The sequence below is a fragment of the Longimicrobiaceae bacterium genome (assembly GCA_035696245.1).
GTDB lineage: Bacteria > Gemmatimonadota > Gemmatimonadetes > Longimicrobiales > Longimicrobiaceae > DASRQW01.
The window spans coordinates 1-19,027 of sequence record DASRQW010000137.1; the positions used below are offsets into that span (position 1 = coordinate 1).

The 19,027-nt window shown below is 72.8% G+C and carries 19 protein-coding genes; 3 read left to right on the plus strand and 16 right to left on the minus strand.

Annotation, left to right across the window (positions count from 1 at the left end; translation table 11 throughout):
- From VFE05_06080 to VFE05_06155, 16 genes are all read right to left on the minus strand, one after another.
- Positions 1–1,774: putative baseplate assembly protein (locus VFE05_06080; protein ID HET6229632.1), on the minus strand; the 1,774-nt coding region annotated here is incomplete at its 3' end.
- A gap of 3 nt (positions 1,775–1,777) precedes the next feature.
- Positions 1,778–2,176 (minus strand): GPW/gp25 family protein, encoded by a 399-nt coding sequence (locus VFE05_06085; GenBank protein ID HET6229633.1) that lies wholly within the window; start codon positions 2,174–2,176, stop codon positions 1,778–1,780.
- The gene (locus tag VFE05_06090) at positions 2,173–3,855 is read right to left on the minus strand and encodes a hypothetical protein (protein ID HET6229634.1); all 1,683 of its coding nucleotides are present in this window, start codon (positions 3,853–3,855) and stop codon (positions 2,173–2,175) included. Before VFE05_06090 ends, VFE05_06085 begins: the two co-directional genes overlap by 4 nt.
- Entirely contained in the window at positions 3,849–4,535 is a 687-nt protein-coding gene (locus VFE05_06095; GenBank protein ID HET6229635.1) for a phage baseplate assembly protein V, read from the minus strand. The genes VFE05_06090 and VFE05_06095 overlap by 7 nt, the downstream gene beginning before the upstream one ends.
- Positions 4,536–5,621 (minus strand): hypothetical protein, encoded by a 1,086-nt coding sequence (locus VFE05_06100; protein ID HET6229636.1) that lies wholly within the window; start codon positions 5,619–5,621, stop codon positions 4,536–4,538.
- Positions 5,614–5,961: a hypothetical protein gene (locus VFE05_06105; protein ID HET6229637.1), complete on the minus strand. Its 348-nt coding sequence runs from the start codon at positions 5,959–5,961 to the stop codon at positions 5,614–5,616. The genes VFE05_06100 and VFE05_06105 overlap by 8 nt, the downstream gene beginning before the upstream one ends.
- Positions 5,962–6,410: 449 nt before the next feature.
- Entirely contained in the window at positions 6,411–6,578 is a 168-nt protein-coding gene (locus VFE05_06110; GenBank protein ID HET6229638.1) for a hypothetical protein, read from the minus strand.
- A 4-nt stretch (positions 6,579–6,582) separates the two neighbouring features.
- Positions 6,583–7,542 (minus strand): hypothetical protein, encoded by a 960-nt coding sequence (locus tag VFE05_06115; protein ID HET6229639.1) that lies wholly within the window; start codon positions 7,540–7,542, stop codon positions 6,583–6,585.
- Positions 7,539–8,036 carry a phage tail protein gene (locus VFE05_06120; GenBank protein HET6229640.1) on the minus strand — a complete coding sequence of 166 codons (498 nt, stop codon included), beginning with the start codon at positions 8,034–8,036 and terminating at the stop codon, positions 7,539–7,541. Before VFE05_06120 ends, VFE05_06115 begins: the two co-directional genes overlap by 4 nt.
- Entirely contained in the window at positions 8,036–9,649 is a 1,614-nt protein-coding gene (locus VFE05_06125) for a hypothetical protein (protein HET6229641.1), read from the minus strand. Before VFE05_06125 ends, VFE05_06120 begins: the two co-directional genes overlap by 1 nt.
- Positions 9,650–9,670: 21 nt before the next feature.
- On the minus strand, positions 9,671–10,129 hold the full coding sequence (locus VFE05_06130; GenBank protein ID HET6229642.1) for a phage tail protein: 459 nt from the start codon (positions 10,127–10,129) through the stop codon (positions 9,671–9,673).
- Between the two features lie 84 nt (positions 10,130–10,213).
- Positions 10,214–12,586, minus strand: a complete 2,373-nt coding sequence (locus VFE05_06135) for a phage tail sheath subtilisin-like domain-containing protein (GenBank protein ID HET6229643.1) — start codon at positions 12,584–12,586, stop codon at positions 10,214–10,216.
- 120 nt (positions 12,587–12,706) lie between these two features.
- Positions 12,707–13,444 carry a hypothetical protein gene (locus tag VFE05_06140; protein ID HET6229644.1) on the minus strand — a complete coding sequence of 246 codons (738 nt, stop codon included), beginning with the start codon at positions 13,442–13,444 and terminating at the stop codon, positions 12,707–12,709.
- Positions 13,441–14,022: a DUF4255 domain-containing protein gene (locus VFE05_06145; GenBank protein ID HET6229645.1), complete on the minus strand. Its 582-nt coding sequence runs from the start codon at positions 14,020–14,022 to the stop codon at positions 13,441–13,443. The genes VFE05_06140 and VFE05_06145 overlap by 4 nt, the downstream gene beginning before the upstream one ends.
- A gap of 30 nt (positions 14,023–14,052) precedes the next feature.
- Positions 14,053–14,247: a hypothetical protein gene (locus VFE05_06150; protein HET6229646.1), complete on the minus strand. Its 195-nt coding sequence runs from the start codon at positions 14,245–14,247 to the stop codon at positions 14,053–14,055.
- 491 nt (positions 14,248–14,738) lie between these two features.
- Positions 14,739–15,881, minus strand: coding sequence for a BTAD domain-containing putative transcriptional regulator (locus tag VFE05_06155; GenBank protein ID HET6229647.1), 1,143 nt, complete (start codon positions 15,879–15,881; stop codon positions 14,739–14,741).
- 437 nt (positions 15,882–16,318) lie between these two features.
- On the opposite strand from VFE05_06155, the gene VFE05_06160 reads away from it, so the two are divergent.
- The 3 genes from VFE05_06160 to VFE05_06170 all read left to right on the plus strand — a co-directional run bounded on the left by VFE05_06160 (position 16,319) and on the right by VFE05_06170 (position 18,689).
- Positions 16,319–16,630: a hypothetical protein gene (locus VFE05_06160; protein ID HET6229648.1), complete on the plus strand. Its 312-nt coding sequence runs from the start codon at positions 16,319–16,321 to the stop codon at positions 16,628–16,630.
- 368 nt (positions 16,631–16,998) lie between these two features.
- Positions 16,999–18,240, plus strand: a complete 1,242-nt coding sequence (locus VFE05_06165) for a HAMP domain-containing sensor histidine kinase (GenBank protein HET6229649.1) — start codon at positions 16,999–17,001, stop codon at positions 18,238–18,240.
- A gap of 290 nt (positions 18,241–18,530) precedes the next feature.
- Positions 18,531–18,689 carry a hypothetical protein gene (locus VFE05_06170; GenBank protein ID HET6229650.1) on the plus strand — a complete coding sequence of 53 codons (159 nt, stop codon included), beginning with the start codon at positions 18,531–18,533 and terminating at the stop codon, positions 18,687–18,689.
- Positions 18,690–19,027: the final 338 nt, after the last annotated feature.

Here is a 19,027-nt window from a genome sequence, read left to right on the forward strand (position 1 = left end):
GCACGGAGTCGAGATAGGCGTGCACGGCTTCGCGGAAGATGCGGTCCGGACGCGGGTTGGGCGCCTGGCGCGCGTCGCGGTACGGCAGCGCCATCACCGTCACCACGCCGGGCACCCCGGAGATGCGCTGGTGCGGCTTGAACCGCGGCATCACCTCCACGCGGCCCACGCGAACGCCGGGCGTCTCCGCCGCGAGGCGCTTGTAGTCATCTTCCGTCACCGCGCGATTGCGGTGCTGGAAGACCGCGGGGATGCGGCTCTCCGCCGCCTCCAGCGTCTCCGGGTCCGCCCCGCCGTCCGTCGCCAGCGGCTGCACCACCTTCAGCCGCGGCACGGCGACACCGGCGACGTCGTACGCCGCCACCTTCGTCAGCGTCCCCGCGGGAACGTTGCTCGCCGCGCCGCCGCCCACGCGCATCGTCGCCACGCGCACCCGACGGCCGAGGTCGGGGATCCGCCCCCGCACGCCGTCGCCGAATCGGACGGTGCCGGCCTCGGAATCCAGCTCGAACACCGCGTCGTCGCGCCCGGCCGTCGCGAGGTCGTCCACCCTCCGCCACTCGCGGTAGCCCGCGCCCGACTCCTCCACCTGGAGCACCAGCGTCTGCGGTTCCACCGACGTGGAGCCGAGCTGCATCTCCTGGTCGCCCGTGCCGTCGCTGGTGCCGACCACGCGGGACGTGATCGTCTGCCGCCCATCCACCTCCACCGCGTTGATCCCGATCCAGCTCAGCGACAGCGTGTCGAGCAGCGTCGTGGGCCGCACGCGCAGCCAGGCGACCAGGCGCGCCGCCGTCTCCGGCAGGTCGATGCGCGGGGGAGCGTCGCCCAGCCCCGCGTCGATGTTGGTGCGCACGTCGTCGTCCGGCGCGCCGATGTCGCGGTCGCCGGGCAGCGCGAGGCGCACGATGCCGCGGCGGCGCAGGCCCAGCGTGCCGTCCTCCACCACGTCCAGCGGCACGTACTGCGGCTGCCGGTCGATCACCTCGCCCGTGCTCAGCTCCCACACCAGCGGCGCCGCCCCGCGCGGCCCGATGTCTTCCGTCAGCTCCGGCACCGGCTCCGTCGCGGTGGGCGCGACCTGCACGGACGGCGCGGCGCCCACGTTGAGGATGCGCTGCGGCGCGTTCCCCGCCCCGCCGAGAGTCGCCCGCACGTCGGCCACGAACTCGGGCTTCGACGCGAGCAGCGCCAGCCACAAGCACCCATCCACCGTCGTCTGCGCGACGTCCACCCCGGCCGGATCGGCGGCTCCGCCCACGAAGACCGGCGTCGTCACGTACGCGACCGGCGCCTCGTCCGTGCGCAGCCCGTACAGCGTGTGCAGGTCCGCCATCAGCGCGTCCACCCGCTGCTGCTCGTCGGGCGAGGGGAGGCGCTTCACGTACGCCTCGGCCGTGACGGGAAGGACGGTGACCTCGCCGCGCGTCTCGAACGGAACCGGCGCCTTTAGCTTCGCGCCGGGCCGGAGGGGAGACGCGCCCGTCTGCTTGTCGTCGTCCCAGGAGATCGTCACCACGCCGCGCGCGGGCACGGCGGGCCGCATCCCCATCCCCAGAAGGCGGAGGAAGACGAGGCGCTGGCGCTGCGGGACCAGGTTGGCGCGGTAGAGCAGCGTGTCGGTGAGCCACGCGAACAGCTCCACCAGCGTGCGGCCGGGGTCGCCGGGGCGCGGGTTGGTCCACTCGGGCGTGTGCGCGGGGATGCGGGCCAGCGCCTCTTCGACCAGATCGTCGAAGCCGCGGTCGTCCAGTGCGGGAGGGAGGATGGGCATCGGCTAACCCTCCAGCTCCATGACCAGCCCCATCTGCCCCGCCGCGCCGGTGCTGCGGATCCGGTAGGCGATCTCCACCCGGATCTGCGTCGGCCGCTCGGGCACCTCCCAGACCTCGATGCGGTCGGTCACGATTCGCTTCTCCCAGCGCGCCAGCGAGTCGCGGATGCGGTCGCGTACGGCGCGTCGCGTTGCGAGGGTGTTGGGCTCGTGGAGGAAGTTCCCGAGCCCGGCACCGTAGAGCGGGCGGTTCAGCTGCTCGCCCGGGCGGGTGAGCAGGATCACGCGGACCTGCTGGCGCACGCTCTCGTCGGGCGCGGGCCAGCGCACCTCGCCCGCGGCGTCGGGCACCGGCAGCAGCGGCCACCCCACCGCCGTGCCGCCGAAGCTCTCGCCCGTCACGCCTGCCCCGCCTTGGGCGGCGTGAGCTTGGGCAGCGGGATGCAGATCTTCACCAGCGGCAGCCAGAAGAAGATGATGTTGAGCAGCGACAGGAAGATGCTGAGCACGATGAAGGCGCACAGCGTGATGATGGGGATGTTGAACCCGCACACCATGTCCAGCCCCGGCCCCTTGCCGCTCGGCTTCTTCCCGGCCGTGAGGTCCTTCAGCTTCATCCCCTGGAGCGCGTCGGCCACGCTCTTGGGCGTCACGAAGGTCACGTTGGGCTTCAGCTTCTTCAGCGATTCCAGCTTCGCCTCGGGCAGCGTCACGCGAACGGGCGGCGCCGCGCCGGTCTCGAACCAGGGGATGATGGTGAAGCGCTCGCTGGGCTGGCTCCACACCAGCTCCGGCGGGCAGCCGCAGCAGCGCTCCACCCGCGCGAAGGCCTGGACCCGGTAGATGGCGTCGGGGTCGTCGAACCGCCCGCCGCCGGGGTTGATGGCCGCCAGCCGCGCCTGGAGCAGCGTCTTCAGGGCCGAGTGCACCGCCTTCGCCTGCTTGGCGTCCAGCGTCCAACGCGCCCGCAGCGCCTCGCGCCCTACGTCGCGCTTCACCGGCCCGGCGTCCGTCTCGTCCGTCACGGAGATGGGGCTCGACGGCGCCGCGTCCGGGTCCCGCCGGTCCAGCCATTCCGACGCCGTCGTGAGCTCCGCCCCCAGCGGCTTCGGCGCCCAGCCGTCCTTCGCCATCCTCTGCCACTCGTCCAGGTCCACGTCGAGGCGCGCCCGCTTCTCCGCGTGGTCGTGCGCGTCGTCGTACGCCTGCTTCGCCCGCTCGACGCCCGCCTGGTACCACATGGGGATGCGGTCCAGCACCTTGCGGAAGGCCGCGCCCTCCGGCGTGTCGGCGAACGCTCCGGCGCCGGCCAGCGCCTCCATGTAGCCCGCCGTCTCCGTCCCCGCCTCGTAGAACGGCTCCCACGTGCGCGTGCCCGCCTTCAGGAACGGCGGCAGCATCGCCCCCATGGTCGCGTCGTCTATGGGCGGCGGCGGCGGCGGGTCGTCGGTACGCTCGCTGCTGGTGAGCGGCACCATGCCGTAGAGCACCGTACGCCCCGCCGCGGCGCACACGTCCGGCGGCGCGGGGAAGAGCGGCGCCACCGTCTCGGCGAAGCTGTCGTCCTTGAAGCGCAGGGCGATGCGGGCGTCGATCACCGCGTTGCCGGTGCGCTTCTCCGGCGGGCGCTGCGCGGGGTCCGGGTCGCGCTTCCGGCGGCGGTCGTCCAGCTTGATCCATCCCTCGATGCGCTCGCCCTTGTCGCCGCTGCGCATCCACCCGTGCACCTCGGCGTCCACGTCCTTCACGCCCGGCGCGGGCACCACGCGGCGGAGCACGAGCCCCATCCCCAGCATCTTCGCCGGGTCCACGCGCGGGAAGCCCACCTCCTCGCAGAACGCTTCGACCAGCACCACGTGAAAGGTGCGGTGGACGGGCTGGAAGAGGCGCAGCGTGCCGTCCTTCCCGCGCTCCTTCGCCTCGGTGAGCGCCAGCTTCGTGCGGCCCGCCGGCGTGCCCAGCTCCGCCAGGATCGCGGGCACGAACTCCTGGTCGGTGCGCTGCACGATGCGCGGCTTGTCGGCCGGCGTGGGGAGCGCCAGGCCGCGGATCCTGTGGGGGTGCTCGGCCACCGCTACCATACGTTGCCCGCTCCCGGCGTGTAGGTGCTCCCGATCACGGTGGTCGCCTGCAGGATGTCGCACTTGACCATGCCCGAGAAGGTGGACATCGCCGCATCCACCTTCACCATCCCCGCGCTCACCTCGAGCTGGCTGCACGTCATCTTCACCTTCCCGGGGCTGTCCACCGTCACGCCCTTGCTGTCGATGGTCACCGTGGTGCCCGCGGCCTTGATCTCCACCTTGCCGCCGCCCTCGTCGGTGAACGTGCCCGTCACCCCGCCCGGCGTCTCGATGGTGATGGTGGGCGACGACTCCTCGACGATGGCGATGCGGCTGCCGCCCTTGCTCTTGATCGTCCACCGGTCGACCGACGAGCCGGGCAGCGACTCCGGCGGCTTGTTCGCGCCGCTCCACAGGCCGCCGGCCACGATGGGGAAGCGCGGGTCGCCGTTGACGAAGACCACCAGCACCTCGTCGCCCACGTCGGGGATGAAGAAGCCGCCCTTCTCCGCACCTGCGAAGGGAGATGCGACGCGGGCCCACACCGGCGCGTCCTGCTCGCCCACGCCGTCGAAGCCCAGCAGGCGCACCTGCACCCGCGCCAGGCTCTCGGGGTCCTGCACCGAGACCACCTCGGCCAGGTGGCACGCGCCGAACGCCGGCGCCGCGATCCCTCCCCCAAACAGGTCGAAGCCCATCTATCCCTCTCCCAAAAAGGCGCACTCGCCCTCGAAGTCGGTCTGGTAGCCGTCCGTCATGCTGAAGCGGTGGACGGCCCGCACCACCTGGTACGTGTTGCTGAAGCGCGGCCCCAGGCCGGTCAGCTTGACGTGCGTCCCCACGCGGATCTTCGGGTTACCCTCCGCCGTCCCGTCCACGACGACGAACCTCCTCGCCCGCCGGTCGAACGCAGCCTCCGCCAGCGCCGTGGCCTCCGCGTCCGTCGCCACGGTGAGGTGCGACGCGTGCTCCGACCGCGCGCCGATCGCCTCCTGCACCGCATCCTTCCCGCTCTTGCCCGACCCCGGGCCCGCGTTGGCGCCCGTCGTCGTCCCCGTCACCCGCTTGCCGTCCACCGGATGCCAGCCCGCCGTCGTGACCTCCGTCACCTGGTGCGTCAGGTCGGCCAGGACCTTCACCCGGCGGAGTTGGCCGTACATCGCCAGCTCCACCTCGCCGCTGCGGATGTCATTGCGCGGCGCCACCTTGAGGTCGCTTCCGCTCACCTGGAGGTCGCCGTCGTGGCGGGCCAGCATCCGCCGCAGGAAGGCCAGGTCGCTCTCGTTCAGCTGCACCTGCGTGCCCAGGTCGTCCGACAGCCCGGTGACGCTGGGGCTGAGCCCGGCTTTCGATGCGACGTCGCCCGCCAAGCCGGAGATGGTCGCGCTGTCGTGCACCGCCGTCCGCCGGGCCATGCGCGCCTTCTGGAGCGCGTCTTCCGCCAGCACCACCAGCTCCGGCGGGTTGTCGGCAGACCAGCTGGCCTCCAGGCCCGTGACGGTGCCGGTGAAGATCTCCGTCGGCGCCGTCTCGTCGCCCGTCGACAGAGAGAGCGAGGCGCCCAGCTTGAAGAGCCGCCCGTCCTCGAACGCCAGCTCCGCCTCGCCCTGGCCGCGGTTCACCACGTTGGTGAAGCGCGCCTCGAAGGTCGCCAGGCCGCCCTCCGCCTCCGTCATCTCCATGGAGGTGAGGAGGCTGCGCACCATGTCGTCGGCCTGGCCGTTGACCTTGATGGTGGGGCGGGCGCTGTAGACCGCGTGCTCGCTGACGGCCTGCTCAGCCATCGCGCTCCGCCCGCGGACTCGTATCGGGAGATGCGCGGCCGGCCATCACCGGCTGCATGGGGCCGGGGCCCGGGCCCGGATCGCCGGGACCGGCAGGACCGTCGGGGCCGCCGGGCAGGTCGGGGCTCTGCGGGAAGTCGGGGCGGCTGGGCTCGGGCGGGTCCATCGGGCGGAACGGCTCCGGATCCCAGCGCTCCGGGATCGTCTCCGGCTGCTCGCGCTCTGGCGGGTCGCTCGGATCGGCCGGGTCCGCCGGCAGGCCGGGCTCGGACGGGTCGATGCGGTCCAGCCGGACCGTGCGGAGCGAGCGGGCGAGGACGGGCAGTGCGGCAGCGGGCATGGTGCACCTCGAGGTTTCTGGATCCGGAGATGTGCGGCCGGGGATCGTTGTTCCGATCGATGTCCGACCGCGTGCAGCTCCTTGCAGCGCGACAACCTGGCCCTCTCTCGCCGAAGCGCCCCCTCCCGCTCGCTTAGGCTCGCACCCTCCCCCGCAAGCGGGAGAGGGTTGGGGCTCCCCCGCAATCCTTCGGCATCCCCGCAGCTTCGGGGTTAGTCCGCGAGGGCGGACTTCCACAGTCGTTGCCGCGACTTCAGTCACCACGGCTCGAGATCGCCTCGCCCCTCGCGCCCCGATTCGCAACCTCCCGCCGCCGAGGAGGGTTAGCCACCGCACCTAACCTCTTCGCCCGCCAGCAGTTCTCCCCTCTCCCGCTTGCGGGGGAGGGGCCGGGGGAGGGGGCACCTTTCCGCATGCGACCCATCCCCAGACCTGACCCCGATCTCCCGTCAGTCCGCCCTCACGCGCTCGGACCTTCTCGCGGCGCGGCGCAGCTCGTGGACGATCTCGCGGGCGCTGGGCGGGGCGGCGGCCTGCGGGCGGTCCGCCTCGGCTCCGGGCAGCGGCTCCGTCTCGCCGCGCACCTCCGCCACCACCTCGTCGATCACGATGGGCACGGCGTCACCCCTCCCCGAAGCGGATGCGGTCGCCCAGGTTGCCCGACGAGCCCACGTCGGCCTTCAGCGACGCGGCGCTCTCGATGTTCGCGCGCCCGCCCACCCCGAACGTCGCCCCGCGGTCCGTCGCCAGCCCCGTGGTAGGCGGCTTGGGCAGAAGCTTCCGCCCGTCGATCGTCACCTTGGGCTTCGGCGGCGTGCGGAGGCCGGAGAAGGCCGACTGCGACCCCGCGCTCGCCTTGACGGAGATGGCCCCTCCGCCGCCGATCGAGAGCGACGCACCGATCTTCGCACCGGCAGACGCCTTCACCCCCACGCCCACCTTCAGCGACGCCCCGGCCGAGAAGCGGAGCGAGGCCTGGCCGTTCATCGCCCCGATGGCCCGCGCCGCGTTGGGCACCCCCAGCGCGTTGGCGATGGCCGCCGCGCCGCCCTTCCCCGCCGGCGCCGGCACCTGCACCGCCTCGGCCGCCAGCGTGGCGGAGAAGTCCTGCTGCGCCCCCTGCGTCTCGGTGAACACCTTGTTGGGGTCCGTGGCCGAGAGCGTGAGGTTCACCGCGGCCCGCAGCGGCACGCCGTTGGGAGAGAAGAAATCCAGCGTCTCCTTGTAGCCCTCCACCAGCCCCTCGAAGGTGTAGACGCCCCAGGTGAACTTGACCGTGGGAGGCACCCGGCTGGTCGCGTCGGGCTGCATGGTCTTCGCGACCTTCTCGGTGAAGGTGCGCACGTCCTGCCCGTCGCTCGTGGTGTCGAACACCAGGTCCATGGTGAGCTTGCCGGTGCTCTGCGTCTGGAACTGCGTCCCCGCCGTGGTGTTGGCCGACGCCGATCCCTGCTGGCTCGTCTGGTTCGTGATGCTGTACGACAGCGACACCGGGTTGAAGTGGACGTCGAACGTGTCCGCCACGCTCCCGTCGCGCAGCACGTCGAACTTGGCGCGCACGAAGTCCGCGGGCTCGCTCACGGCGCGTCCTTCCCGGCGCGCTTCACCAGCCGCAGGCCCTCGTGCGCCAGGTGCAGCTCCTCGATGCCCACCTCGGTCCCCTTCGCGTTCAGGTCGGCCGCCTTGAACTTGACCGGCAGCGCCTTCTCCAGCTTCCACGCCAGCAGCCGGTCGCCCTGGTGGTCCAGCATGGTGATGGTCGCCGCCAGGCGGAACGCGTACTTGCCGCCGGCCACCAGGTCCCACCAGTTCCACAGGTCGCGCGTGGTCGTCATCCCCCGCTTGAGCACCACGGTGGCGAAGGTGACGGGGCCGGCGCGCTGGTTCACCGAGTAGTTCTTGCCGCCCTCCTTGATGGCCTTGGGCTCCATCGTCGCCTCCAACCCCGTGACCTCGCTGAAGGCGCCCGAGCACAGCGCCACCGGCGTCCCCGCGTCGTCGCTGCCGAAACGGTCCTCCGCGAAGTCCACGCGGAAGCGGAAGACGTGGGCGGGGAAGAGGTCGTTCTCGGTCATCAGGCGGCCTCGTCCTCGGCCTGGGCCGCGGCGGGGGCGAGGGCGACCGAGCCGCCCTCCTCCATCGCCAGCACCACGCGGATGCGCTCCACCGGCGCGGAAGGCTGGAAGGCCACCGTGGCGATCACGCGCCCGTTGTCCAAATCGTTCTGGCTCATGGTGCTGCGGTCGCAGCGGACCTGGAACGCGTCGGCCGGCGAGGCTCCCCGGAGGGCGCCGGAGCGGAGGAGGCCCATCATCAGCCCCTCCAGCCGGTCCTCGAGCTGCGCCCACACCGCGGGCCCGGAGCTCTCGAACACCGTCGCCTCCCCCTGCCGCCGCGCCGCCTTCACGATGGCCGAGACGAGACGGTTGATGCTGGCCGGCCGGTAGCTCTCGTCCAGCGCGGTGGTCACGTCGCTGAACAGCTGGAAGCCGCCCGGCGCGTATCCGAAGATGGTCACCCGGTCCGCCAGCGACGCCGCCTCCTCGTGCGAGCCGCGGACGAGCGGCTGCGGCCGGTCGACCTGGCCGCGGCCCAGGCGCGGATAGAGGTCCCACACGTCGCCCAGGTCCTGCCCGCCCGCGCTGCGGTACGAGCCGCGGGTGAGCGCGTTGCGGGCGAGCACCCCGGCCAGCGCCCCTTCGGGCGGCTCCACCCCGTCCGGCAGGCGGCCGGAGATGGGGGTCCGCACCCACGGATAGGCCAGCTGCACGAAGGCGCTGGAGATGCCGCGCCCGCCGTCGCCCAGCCCCTCGCGCAGCCAGCGCCGCGCGAGCAGGTAGCGCAGCAGGTCGTCGCCCGCCGCGAAGCGCTCGCCCGCCTGCACCGCCACCGTGTCGGGCCGCGGGATGGGGACGGACGCCACGAGCTGCACCTCGCGCGCTCTGGCGGCCACGATCGTCCCCGCCGCCCGAACGGCGCGCGCCCAGTCGCGGAAGGCCGCGTCGTCGCACCGCGGCGCGCGGAAGCGGTGCATCACCTTGTCCGGGTCGTCCGCCGGCGGGGCGTCGTTCGCGGAGCAGTCCACGAACACCTCCTCCGGCTCCGGCGGCAGCTCCACCGCGGCGGGCGGCGCGGGGTTGGGCCGCACCGCGTCCACCAGGTCCGGCAGGCAGAGGAACGAGACGTCCGGCAGGCCGAACAGGTGCCCCATCCCCCGCCACGACCCGCGGTCCGCCGGGGACGGAGAGATCCCCGTCGAGATCCCCGGGATCAGGCGCTCCAGCTTGCCCAGCCGCAGCGCCCGCCCCGCCGTGTACCTCCACGGCTTGCCGGCGCGGACCACGTAGCAGCGCCGGCCTCCCTGCGCGAAGAACGACCGCACGGCCGCGCCCAGGTAGCTCGCGCCCAGCGTGCCCTCGGCGTCCATCACCCGCGCGTCCCAGGCGTACAGCTGGTCGAACGTCTCCCACGAATCGACGAGCACCGGCACGTCGAGCAGGGCGTTGAGCTGGCGGGCGGGCTTGCGGTATGGGCCGCGGCTCCAGCCCGCCTCGTCCAGCCAGGCGCGCACCCGCGGGGGGAGCGCGCCGGGGCGGCGGCCTGCGAAGCCCACGAACAGGGCCACGTCGGCGCGGTTGGGCGCCGGCGCGTCGTCCGGGCCCTGGCTCTCGAAGAGGATGCCGCGCATCGCCGCCTCGCCTCGCGTCGCTTACGCCGCGTCGAGCTCGAGCGCCTCGGCACTGAGCACCAGCTCCTCCATGGCCACGTCGCCGCCGCCCTTGGCCGCCAGCGTGGGGCCCGTGTACTTGAGCGGGATCACGTTGCGCAGCGTCCAGCTCTGCACGTCGGTCCCCGTCTCGTCGCGCAGGGTGATGGTGACGGTGCGCTGTGCGTTGATGCCGTTCTTGCGCACGTTGTCGATCCACGCCCACAGGTCTGCCGAGCTGACGATGCCGCGCTTGAGCGTCACGTCGGCCACCTTGTGCACGCCCGGCACCTTGCGCACGTGGTTCTCGGCGTCGTTGCCGTTGCGGTACTCGGCCACCGTGATCTCGGTGCCCAGCCCGGACACGTCCGAGAAGCCGCCCAGCGGCTCGTCGGGGCCCACGTCCCCGTTCAGGTTCACCAGGAAGTTGAAGGCGCCGTATGGGGTGATGCGGTCCGGCATGGCGGAGTCCTCCTAGAGGTCGTGTCTGGTCGATGTGAGGGGCGGGCGCCCCGCGCGGCCGGCGCGCGGGGCGTCCCCGTTGGCTCAGCTGCGGTTGTCGGCGGTCTTCTGGCCGATGCGGAAGATCACGAACTCCGCGGGCTTCAGCGCCGCCACCCCGATCAGGCAGATCAGGCGGCCGTTGTCCAGGTCGTTCTGCGTCATGGTGCTGCGGTCGCACTTGACGAAATACGCCTCCTTGGCCGAGCCGCCCAGCAGCGCCCCGTTGCGCCACTCGTTGTACAGGAACGACGAGATGGTCTCGCGCACGTTGGCCCACAGGCGCTCGCCGTTGCTCTCGAACACGGCCCACTGCGTCCCCTGGTCGATTGACCGCTCCAGGTAGTTGAAGTAGCGCCGCACGTTCACGTACTTCCACTCCGGGTCCGAGCTGACGGTGCGCGCGCCCCACACCCGGAAGCCGCGCCCCGCGAAGAAGCGCAGGCAGTTCACGCCCAGCGGGTTCAGCACCTCCTGCTGCGCGTAGTTGATGTCGGACTCGAACCGGATCGCGCTGCGCACCACCTCGTTCGCGGGCGCCTTGTGCACGCCGCGCTGCACGTCGCTGCGGGCGTACACGCCGGCCACGAAGCCGCTGGGCGGCAGGTTGATCTCGCGGGGGATGTCGTCGCGGCCCGGGCGCGCCTGCGGGTTGGAGACGGTGACCCACGGATAGTAGAGCGCCGCCTTGGTGGAGTCGATCAGGCTGCGCACCTGGCGCGCCTCGCCCACGATCTGCTCCGGCGGCGTGTCGAGCACCGCGATGCGGTACGCCCGCGGCCGCTCCACGTGCTGGATCAGCGCACCCTGGATGCCCTGCCAGTCCTCGTACGCCGAGTGGCCGGGCGCCGCCACGATGGACACGTCGTCCAGCGGCTCCATGGCCCCGAACGCCGCCTCGTACGCCGCCGTCATCGGCGGGCCGCCGTCGTCGCCGCCGGCCAGGTCCACCACCACGCGGTCCGTGCTGCCGAACAGCGCGTTGCGCAGCGCCAGGCCCGGCACCGAGCCGCTGAGCTCGAAGGCGTACATGTGCTCCAGCTGCTCCGCGCGGCGGCTGGGGCGCACGGCCAGGATGTGCCCGATCCACTGCGGGTGCGCGGGGTCGAAGCCCACGCCCTCGTACGAGCTCTGGTTGCCGTCCGCGTCGTCGGCCACCACCACCATGCTCAGGAAGTCGGCCCCGCCGGGAGGCGCCTGGTTGGGAAGCAGGCCGCCCAGCGAGAGCGCCCCGCCGCCGGCGTCCGTCCATCCCCCGCCCGCGCCGCGCAGCCAGTACTCGATCTCGGGCCCGTCGCTGCCCGTGGCCGTGGTCGTCGCCAGGCCGATGGCCGCCTGGGCCGCGCCCGCCGTGACCGCCAGCGTGGCCGCCGCGCCCGTCGCCACCGTGGTGAACCACACCTCGCCCGCGTCGTTCTGCAGCACGCGGACCCCGTGCGGGGTGAGCAGCGCGTCCAGCTCCGACGGCGTCACGTGGGCCACGTCGGCCACCGTGTTCGCCGCGTCGGCCACGTTCACGTCGGCCAGGTCCGCCGCGAAGCCGAACGCCGGGTTGGCGTGCACCTTCACCGACGCGCCCGAGCCGCGGCGCTCCGTGCCCACGCGCAGCTTGTTCGCGGTGATCTCGGCCCATCCGCCGCGGAGCTGGCTGTTCACCTCCTCCACCATCGCGGCGCGCTCCAGGTTCTGGGCCGAGAGCGTGACCGCCTGCGTCTCGCCGTCGATCTCCACCGTGAGCGTGCGCGACGCGGCGTCGCCGAAGTCGATCACCGCGTCGGGCAGCGCCGTGCCGGTCACGAAGGCGGCCTCGCCCTTGAAGTTCACGGTGGCCGGCGCGCCGCCGCTCACGGCCATCGTGAGCGACTGGCCGTCCTTGAGCGTGAACACCTGGCCCGCCGCCTTGAGCCGCGCCGGGCGTGCCGGGGCCACCGCCGCGTCGGACCCGCCGGTGCGCAGCAGCGTGCCGGGCCGGGCGTTCGCCATGGTCTGCACCGTGGCCGGCGTGGCCTGCTGGATCAGCGTGATCCGGCCGTTGCCCGCCCCGCCGGGGAAGCGCGCCACGAAGTGGAAGCTGTTGCCGGGGCCGCCCCCGGCCAGCACCGTGGGCGAGGCCGCCACGCCCCCGCTGGGCGAGCCGCCCGCCTGGAAGGCCCGCGACACGTACAGCCGCCCGCCGCCCTCGTTGAAGTACGAGCGCGCGGCGTGGGCCACGAAGTTCGGCATGCCGAACAGGTCGTCGAGGCCGCCGTAGATCCGCTGGAAGTCGGCGAAGCTGGTCACCAGCTCGGGCACGTCGCCCACGGGGCCGCGCCGCGTGGGCCCCACGAACGCCGTGGTGCTGGTGCTCACCCCCTCGATCGACTTGGCCCGGAAGCTCGTCTCTTCGACGTACACGCCTGGCGCAAGGTATTCAGGCATTGCAGGCTTCTCCTTTCGTGGCAACGATGGTCCGGGCCCGCCCGCCGTCGTGGCGGCCTGCCCGCGCGCACCCGGCGCGCACCCCTCTGGCTCCGCGGGCGCGGAGTCTCCGCTTCCCTCTTACAGCGTCCTCACCAGCACCTGGCCCGAGGCCAGGGTCACCGCCGTCGTGCGCACCGCCAGGTCCGCGCGGCGCGCCTCCAGGTCGTCGGGGTCCGGCAGCCGCCCCGCCGCCGCCGGGTCCCACACCACCTGCAGCAGCACGTCCATGGTGCTCGTCACCACCGCGCCGCCGCCCGTGGCCCACGTGGTCACCGGGATCCCCGGCACCGCCACCAGCGCCTCGCCGCGCGCGTCCGCCAGCCCGCTGGAGAGCAGCGTCCCGTCCGCCGCCTTCACGGCGCGGACGAGGGCGCCCGGCAGCGTCGTCCCCGGCGCATCTCCCGCCACCGTGGCGCGGATCACCGCCCAGCCCGGCGCGGGCCGCGCCGCCGGCGAGGGGAAGAGCCGCACCTCCACCGGCAGGAAGAGCGAGTCCGCGTGGGCCGCGTTCGCCGGCCGCGGGTCGCGCGGCAGGGAGATGCGGTGCCGCCGCGACAGGTAGCGCCCCGCGGGGTCGGCTACGTCGAACTCCACCGGCTCCGCGGCGTCCGGGTCGTACTCCGGAGCGTCGATCGTCGCCGTCGCGTCGTGCTGTCCCGGCGCGCCCGTGACCACGAAGAGGCCCTGGAGGTTGCGCGTGCCGCGGATGCCGTCGGGGAAGCCCACGCGCAGCCGGTCCAGCACGCGCAGGCCCGTCACCGCGTCCACGAAGCGGATCGCCCCCAGCACCCGCCGGTCCGCCGCCTCGGCCGTCACCGCGCCGGCCCGGACGAGTCGAACCCGAAGCGCGACGCCACGCTGGGCGCCCCCTCGGCCGCCTGCCCGCCGATGCGGACCACGCGGGCGATGTACGACACGCTCAGCCGGTAGGCGGGGTCCAGCGCGTCCCAGATGCGCATCAGGTCCTCGGTGCTCAGCTCCGCGGGGATCAGCTGGATGAAGTCGCCCGTCGTCCACTCCGCCTCGGGCGTGAGCGCCGACACGTCGAGCACGGGGTGGCGGTGCAGCTGGTCCAGCGCCCACGCCAGCAGCACGTGCTCGTCCATCGCGTTGTCGGCCCACACGCTCAGCAGGTAGTGCAGGTCCAGCGACAGCGGCGGCGAGCTGCCCGACGGGTCGTTGGCGCGCTTGGCGTTGCGCAGGTGCTCGTTCACCGTCACGCGGAACAGGTACAGCGAGATCGCCGTCCCGAAGTCCGGCTGCGAGGCCAGCTCGCCGCTGGAGAGCAGCAGGAACTCGCACGGCTGCTTCGTGTGGATCGACGCGGGAAACGAGTTCTTGAGGTAGGTGATCAGCGAGTTGCCCACCGAATGGACGGCGTTGATGTTCGCCATGCGCTCAGCCCCCGCCGCCAGTGGTGCCCGTCACTCGTCCTCCCTCTCGATGATCTCGCGCACCAGCGGACCCAGCCCGTCCAGCCCGCGGAAGTACCTCACCGACCCGCTCGCCACCTCGCGAAGCTCGCCCCGCCACTCGCCGCCCTGCCCCGCCACCTCGCGCGGCTCCGGCCAGATGCGGATGATCAGCGTGTGGGGACGCGGCGGCTCTACGGTCGTCATCGGTGCCGGGCGCGCGGGCGGCGGGTGCGTCCCGCCCGGCCCTCCGGCCCGGGACCAAGGCCGGTCCCCCGGCTCGGACCGCAATCCTAAACCCCGGGCGCCTCACCACCGCCTCACGGGCGTCACAGGAGCGACACAGAGTTTCGGGGGATGGACGGAAGACGTTGTTAGGATGGGAGATAGCCCTCACCTGGCTCGTTCCTCGCCTGTCCTCTCCCGCAGGCGGGAGAAGAGACGGGTCCACGGTGGAGCGGGCGGTGGCGGGACGAGGCGAGTTCGTGCGAGCAGGGAGGGTGGCGACTCGCGGCTGCGCCGCTGCGGTGGGACCGTGTCCGCGGAGGGACGATCCAACCGGCGGTAGGGGTGCGATTTATCGCATCCGGAATCTACCGGAATGCGAAGGCGTCCCGTCGCGCGAACATCTGCGGCGGGACGCCTTCGGTTGATCTCACTGCGGATTTGTTGGGTCGATGCAGGCTTCGATGCTCGCCCTATCCCCGCGCCTCGTGGGGAACGCCGGGCAGGGCGTCGCGGGCCTGCTCGACCTCGCGGATGAGCGTGCGCAGCTCGCCGCTCGTGGCGTCCAGCCACCGCTCCGCCGCACGCAGGCGGGCGAGAACCGTCTCCACCTGCGGCGGCATCTCATCCACCGCGTGCGACGTGGGAAGCACGAACGGCAGCGCCTGGATCGCGGGAGATGCGGTCCCCGGCGCACGCCCCACCGCCGTCGCCGAGGCGGAGCGATGCGCATCTCCCGAATCCCCGTCTCCCGGCGAAGATTTGGCGGTGACGATGCGGAGCGGGATGGGGATGCGCTGCTGGCCGCCGCGCGGGGGCGAGTGACGCGCCTCGTCCTGCGTGCGTCCGGCGGGCGGAGGCTGGAGGGTGCCAGCGCGGATGGAGTCCGCCAGCGCGGCGGTCTCGTCCATGGGCCCGATCTCCAGCTCGTGCTGGAGCAGGCGGACGCACACGTCGAACTGGCGGAGCGCGGCGGGCCGGTCGCCGGCGTACGCGAAGAAGCGCATCACGTCGCGGTGCACGTGCTCGCGCAACGGGTCGTGGCCCAGCAGCCGCTGCGCGAGCAGGCTCGCATGCAGCCAGGCCCCCCGCCCCGCGTGCCAGCGCATCAGCCGCTCCAGCGCGCCCAGGAAGCGCAGCCGCAGCCGCTCGCGCTCCACCAGGCACCAGTCGTCGTAGATGCCCTCCAGCAAGTCGCCGCGGTACAGCTCCACCGCCTCCTCCAGGACCGCCGCCGTCTCCCCGGTGAGCGCCGCGTTCGCGCCCTCGGGCACGCGGGCCAGGCGCCCCTCGAACTCGTGCACGTCCAGCCAGTGGTCCGACGCCGCGTCGAAGCCCACCTCGTCCTGCCGCACGCGGATGCACGCCTCGCCGCCGTCGCACTCCACCACCTGCCGCACGCGCCAGATGTCCGTGCGCAGGCACTTCCGCGCCGTGTGCTCCGGCCGGTCACCCCAGAAGTGGCCCATCAGCACGTCGCGGGCGTGCGGGCGGCCGCGGTGCAGCGCCAGGAACGCGAAGAGGCCGCGCGCCCGCTGCGTGGCGAACGCCGGCAGCGGCCGTCCTCCGCGGAAAAGGTCCATCCCGCCGAACAGGTGGATGCGAAGCGTGTTCATCCGTCCAGGCGTAAGCCAGGGTGTGGCCGCACGCCACCCGCGCGGGTCCGGCAGCCGCGCGGGAGGCGGCGGCTTCGGGGGCGGCGGGCGGCGGCGCGCCGGCTCGCGGGAGCACGAGCGACGGCCGCGAAAGGACGGTGGACAACGGCAAGGCGGATGCCGCGCCGTAGCAGTTTGCGTGCTCGCCGGCAAGCTGTTGATGCATAGGCCCTTCCGCCGATGCGGAGGCGAAAGGTGGCGGCTCGCGACCCGTCCATCTGCGTACCGCACGCGCCACAGGTGGGACTTTCCCGCCCCGTCCACGCCTGGCACCTTCCGAGCGCCGGGCATGTACTACTCGTGCCGGTAGCAGATGGGCATCCTCCGATTCCGGAAAGCTAAGTATAAGGTGGAACGAGGTTTGCATATAGCCGAGCCGACTTTTTCCCGAGGTGAGGATGGCCTTACGCGAATTCAAAGATTCTACCGGAACCGACTGGCTGGCGTGGGACGTGCCGCCTTTGAGACGATATCCGCAGGCGCGGGAGAGTGCCGACCGGCGCGTGCAGCCGACGCCGGGTTTTACGCCGGAGCGCAGGGTGAGCCCCGACCGGCGCGTACGCCGGGCGACGGGCCTGGAGAGCGGCTGGGTCTGCTTCCAGTCCGCCGCGGAGAAACGCAGGCTCGTGCCGCCGCCGCGCGGCTGGGACGCCTACTCCGACCGCGAGCTGGAAGGCCTCTGCCACCAGAGCACGCGCCTCGGCCGCTGACCTCGCTTACGCACGTTCGGCAGCATCACGGGTGCCCGCCGGAGCCAGGAGATAGCTCGGAAGATGCGGATCCGCCCCGCATCGCCCACGGTTTTCGGAAGATGAGCGGCGGCGGCGCATCTCGGATCGCCGGCCCCGAGCGACGGGCACCGTCCCACACGACTGGCTGCCAAGTGGTCGGATGATACGAAACCGCGGACGATGCGAAGCTCCGGATGATATAGAGCGGTCGATGGTGCGAGGCGGCGGACGGCGCTTGCCGCGGGTGACGGGCGGCGGATGGTCAAACCGGTGGCCCGGTTGTAGAGTTGGTAGCAGACGTGCCGCGGCCGGAACCGCCGGCCGCACCTCTTCCGCCCCGCCCCGTCGTGGACCAGCTCGCGCCCGCGCCTCCGCAGGCAGCACCGCCGCCCACCCGCGCGCGCACCACGCTCGCGGGCGCGCTTGCGTCCGTAGCGGGCGCTGCGGACCCGGCGGATGCGCTGGAGGACGTGCTGGCCGCGGCAGTCGACGAAACCGGCGCGGCGGCGGGCGGGCTGCTGGACTCCGCCGGGGGCATCCAGGTCTGCGCCGGCTGCGCGCCCGAGACCCTGCGCGTGCTCGCCGCCGCGGGAGGTCCGCTGGCGCCCGCGGACGGACACGAGGCGGATGGCACGCGGCTCGTCTCCATCCCCGGTGTGGAGGTGGAGTGTGGCGCCACGGCCGTCTTCGCGCTTAACCTCGCGCTCCGCTCGCGCGGCGAAGGCGCGGGCACCCTCGTCCTCCTCTTCGCGGGCGGCGCGGAACCCGGCCCGGCCGCCGTCACCGCGGCGGAGAGCCTGGGCGCGGTTGCCGCGCTGGTGATGGAGAACGCGCGGCTCTTCGAGGCCGCCCGTCTCGCCGAGCAGTCGCAGGAGCACTTCCTGGTCGCCCTCAACCACGAGCTGCGCACGCCGGCCACGGGGCTGGTGCTGGAGTCGGACCTCCTGCGCTCCGGGCTGTTGGGCGACCTGCCGCCGCGCGTGGGCGAGATGCTGCTCAAGGCCGAGTCGCACGTGGAGGAGATCATCCGCGTGCTGGAAGGGCTGCGGGAGCTGGGCAAGCTGGCCGCCCAGGCATCTCCCGAGCGCTCCGACGTGGTGGACCCGCGCGCCTTCGTGGCCGACCTGCTGCGCCGCGTGGAGCCCACCGCCAAGCGGAAGGGGCTGCGCATCTCGCTCTTCGTCCCGCCGTCGCTTCCCCCGCTGCAGACCGACCCGTCGCGCCTGGGCCGGGTGCTGCTGCACCTCTTCTCCAACGCCATCCGCTTCACGGCGCAGGGCGAGGTGGAGGTGCGGCTGGAGCGCAGCACGGTGAGCAGCGGCCTCAAGCGCGTGCCGGTGCTGGTGGCCCGCGTGCGCGACACGGGCCCCGGCATCCCCGCGGACCGGCTGGACAGCGTGTTCGAGCCGTTCACGCAAGTGGACGAGGGCGCGCGCTCGGACTCGAAGGTGCGCGGCGTGGGCCTGGGCCTGCCGCTCGCGCGGAAGCTGGCCCGCTCCCTGGGCGGCGACGTGGGCATCGCCAGCCGCGTGGGGGTGGGGACTACCGCCACCCTCACCGTTCCGTACCATCCCCGCCCCGGCGCCTGACCGGCCCGATCCGCATATCGTGCCGCGCGAGACGTTTCGATCCGCACCCGCGTTTCACCCGTACCGTATACGCCTGTACGGAAATTGATCGAAAGGAACCCTTGTGGGCCGGTGGCCCCGCCGCGATATTCTGTCACGTCACCCCGTTGCAGCCCGCACCCGGTATGCTCCGGCCTGCGGCGCTGCGGGGGATTGCGGATCGGCGGAACGGACGTAGTCCGAGCGTATCTGCCAGACGAAGGGCCTCCCGCAAGTCCCAGCCCGGCGCATCCTCTTCTCCAGAACTGACCATGACCGATACGTCCTCCACGCCGGGCGCTCCGCTCCGGCAGCCCTGGATCGCTCCGTCCGTGACCGAGCTTCCCAAGCTGAGCGAGCTGACCCTCCAGAGCGGCGCCCCCATCGACGGCGGCGGCGGCGTGGGCGGCGGCGGCACCACCGTATTCTAGCCTTCGGCCCGCCGGCGCCCCCGGCGGACCTCGCTTCACCCAGCGGCAGAGCGCCGCACCGCGACCCAGTCGCAGTGCGGCGCTCGTGCGTTCGGCCGCGAAGCGGATACGGATGCCGGGAGGATGTCGTGAGGGGAGGCGGTGCCCCCTCCCCCGCAAGCGGTAGAGGGGAGAACTGCGTACGGCGGATGGGTTTAGCTCGATAGGAATCCGTTCGAGACGGAGCCGAGCACGCCGATCCTGCGCAGACCGATCGAGCCGCTCCGCCCGTGCCCGCTTCGCGCGCAACCCTTACGCGCGCTGTAGATTAGCTCCCCTCCCCCAGGCAGTTTTGGGGG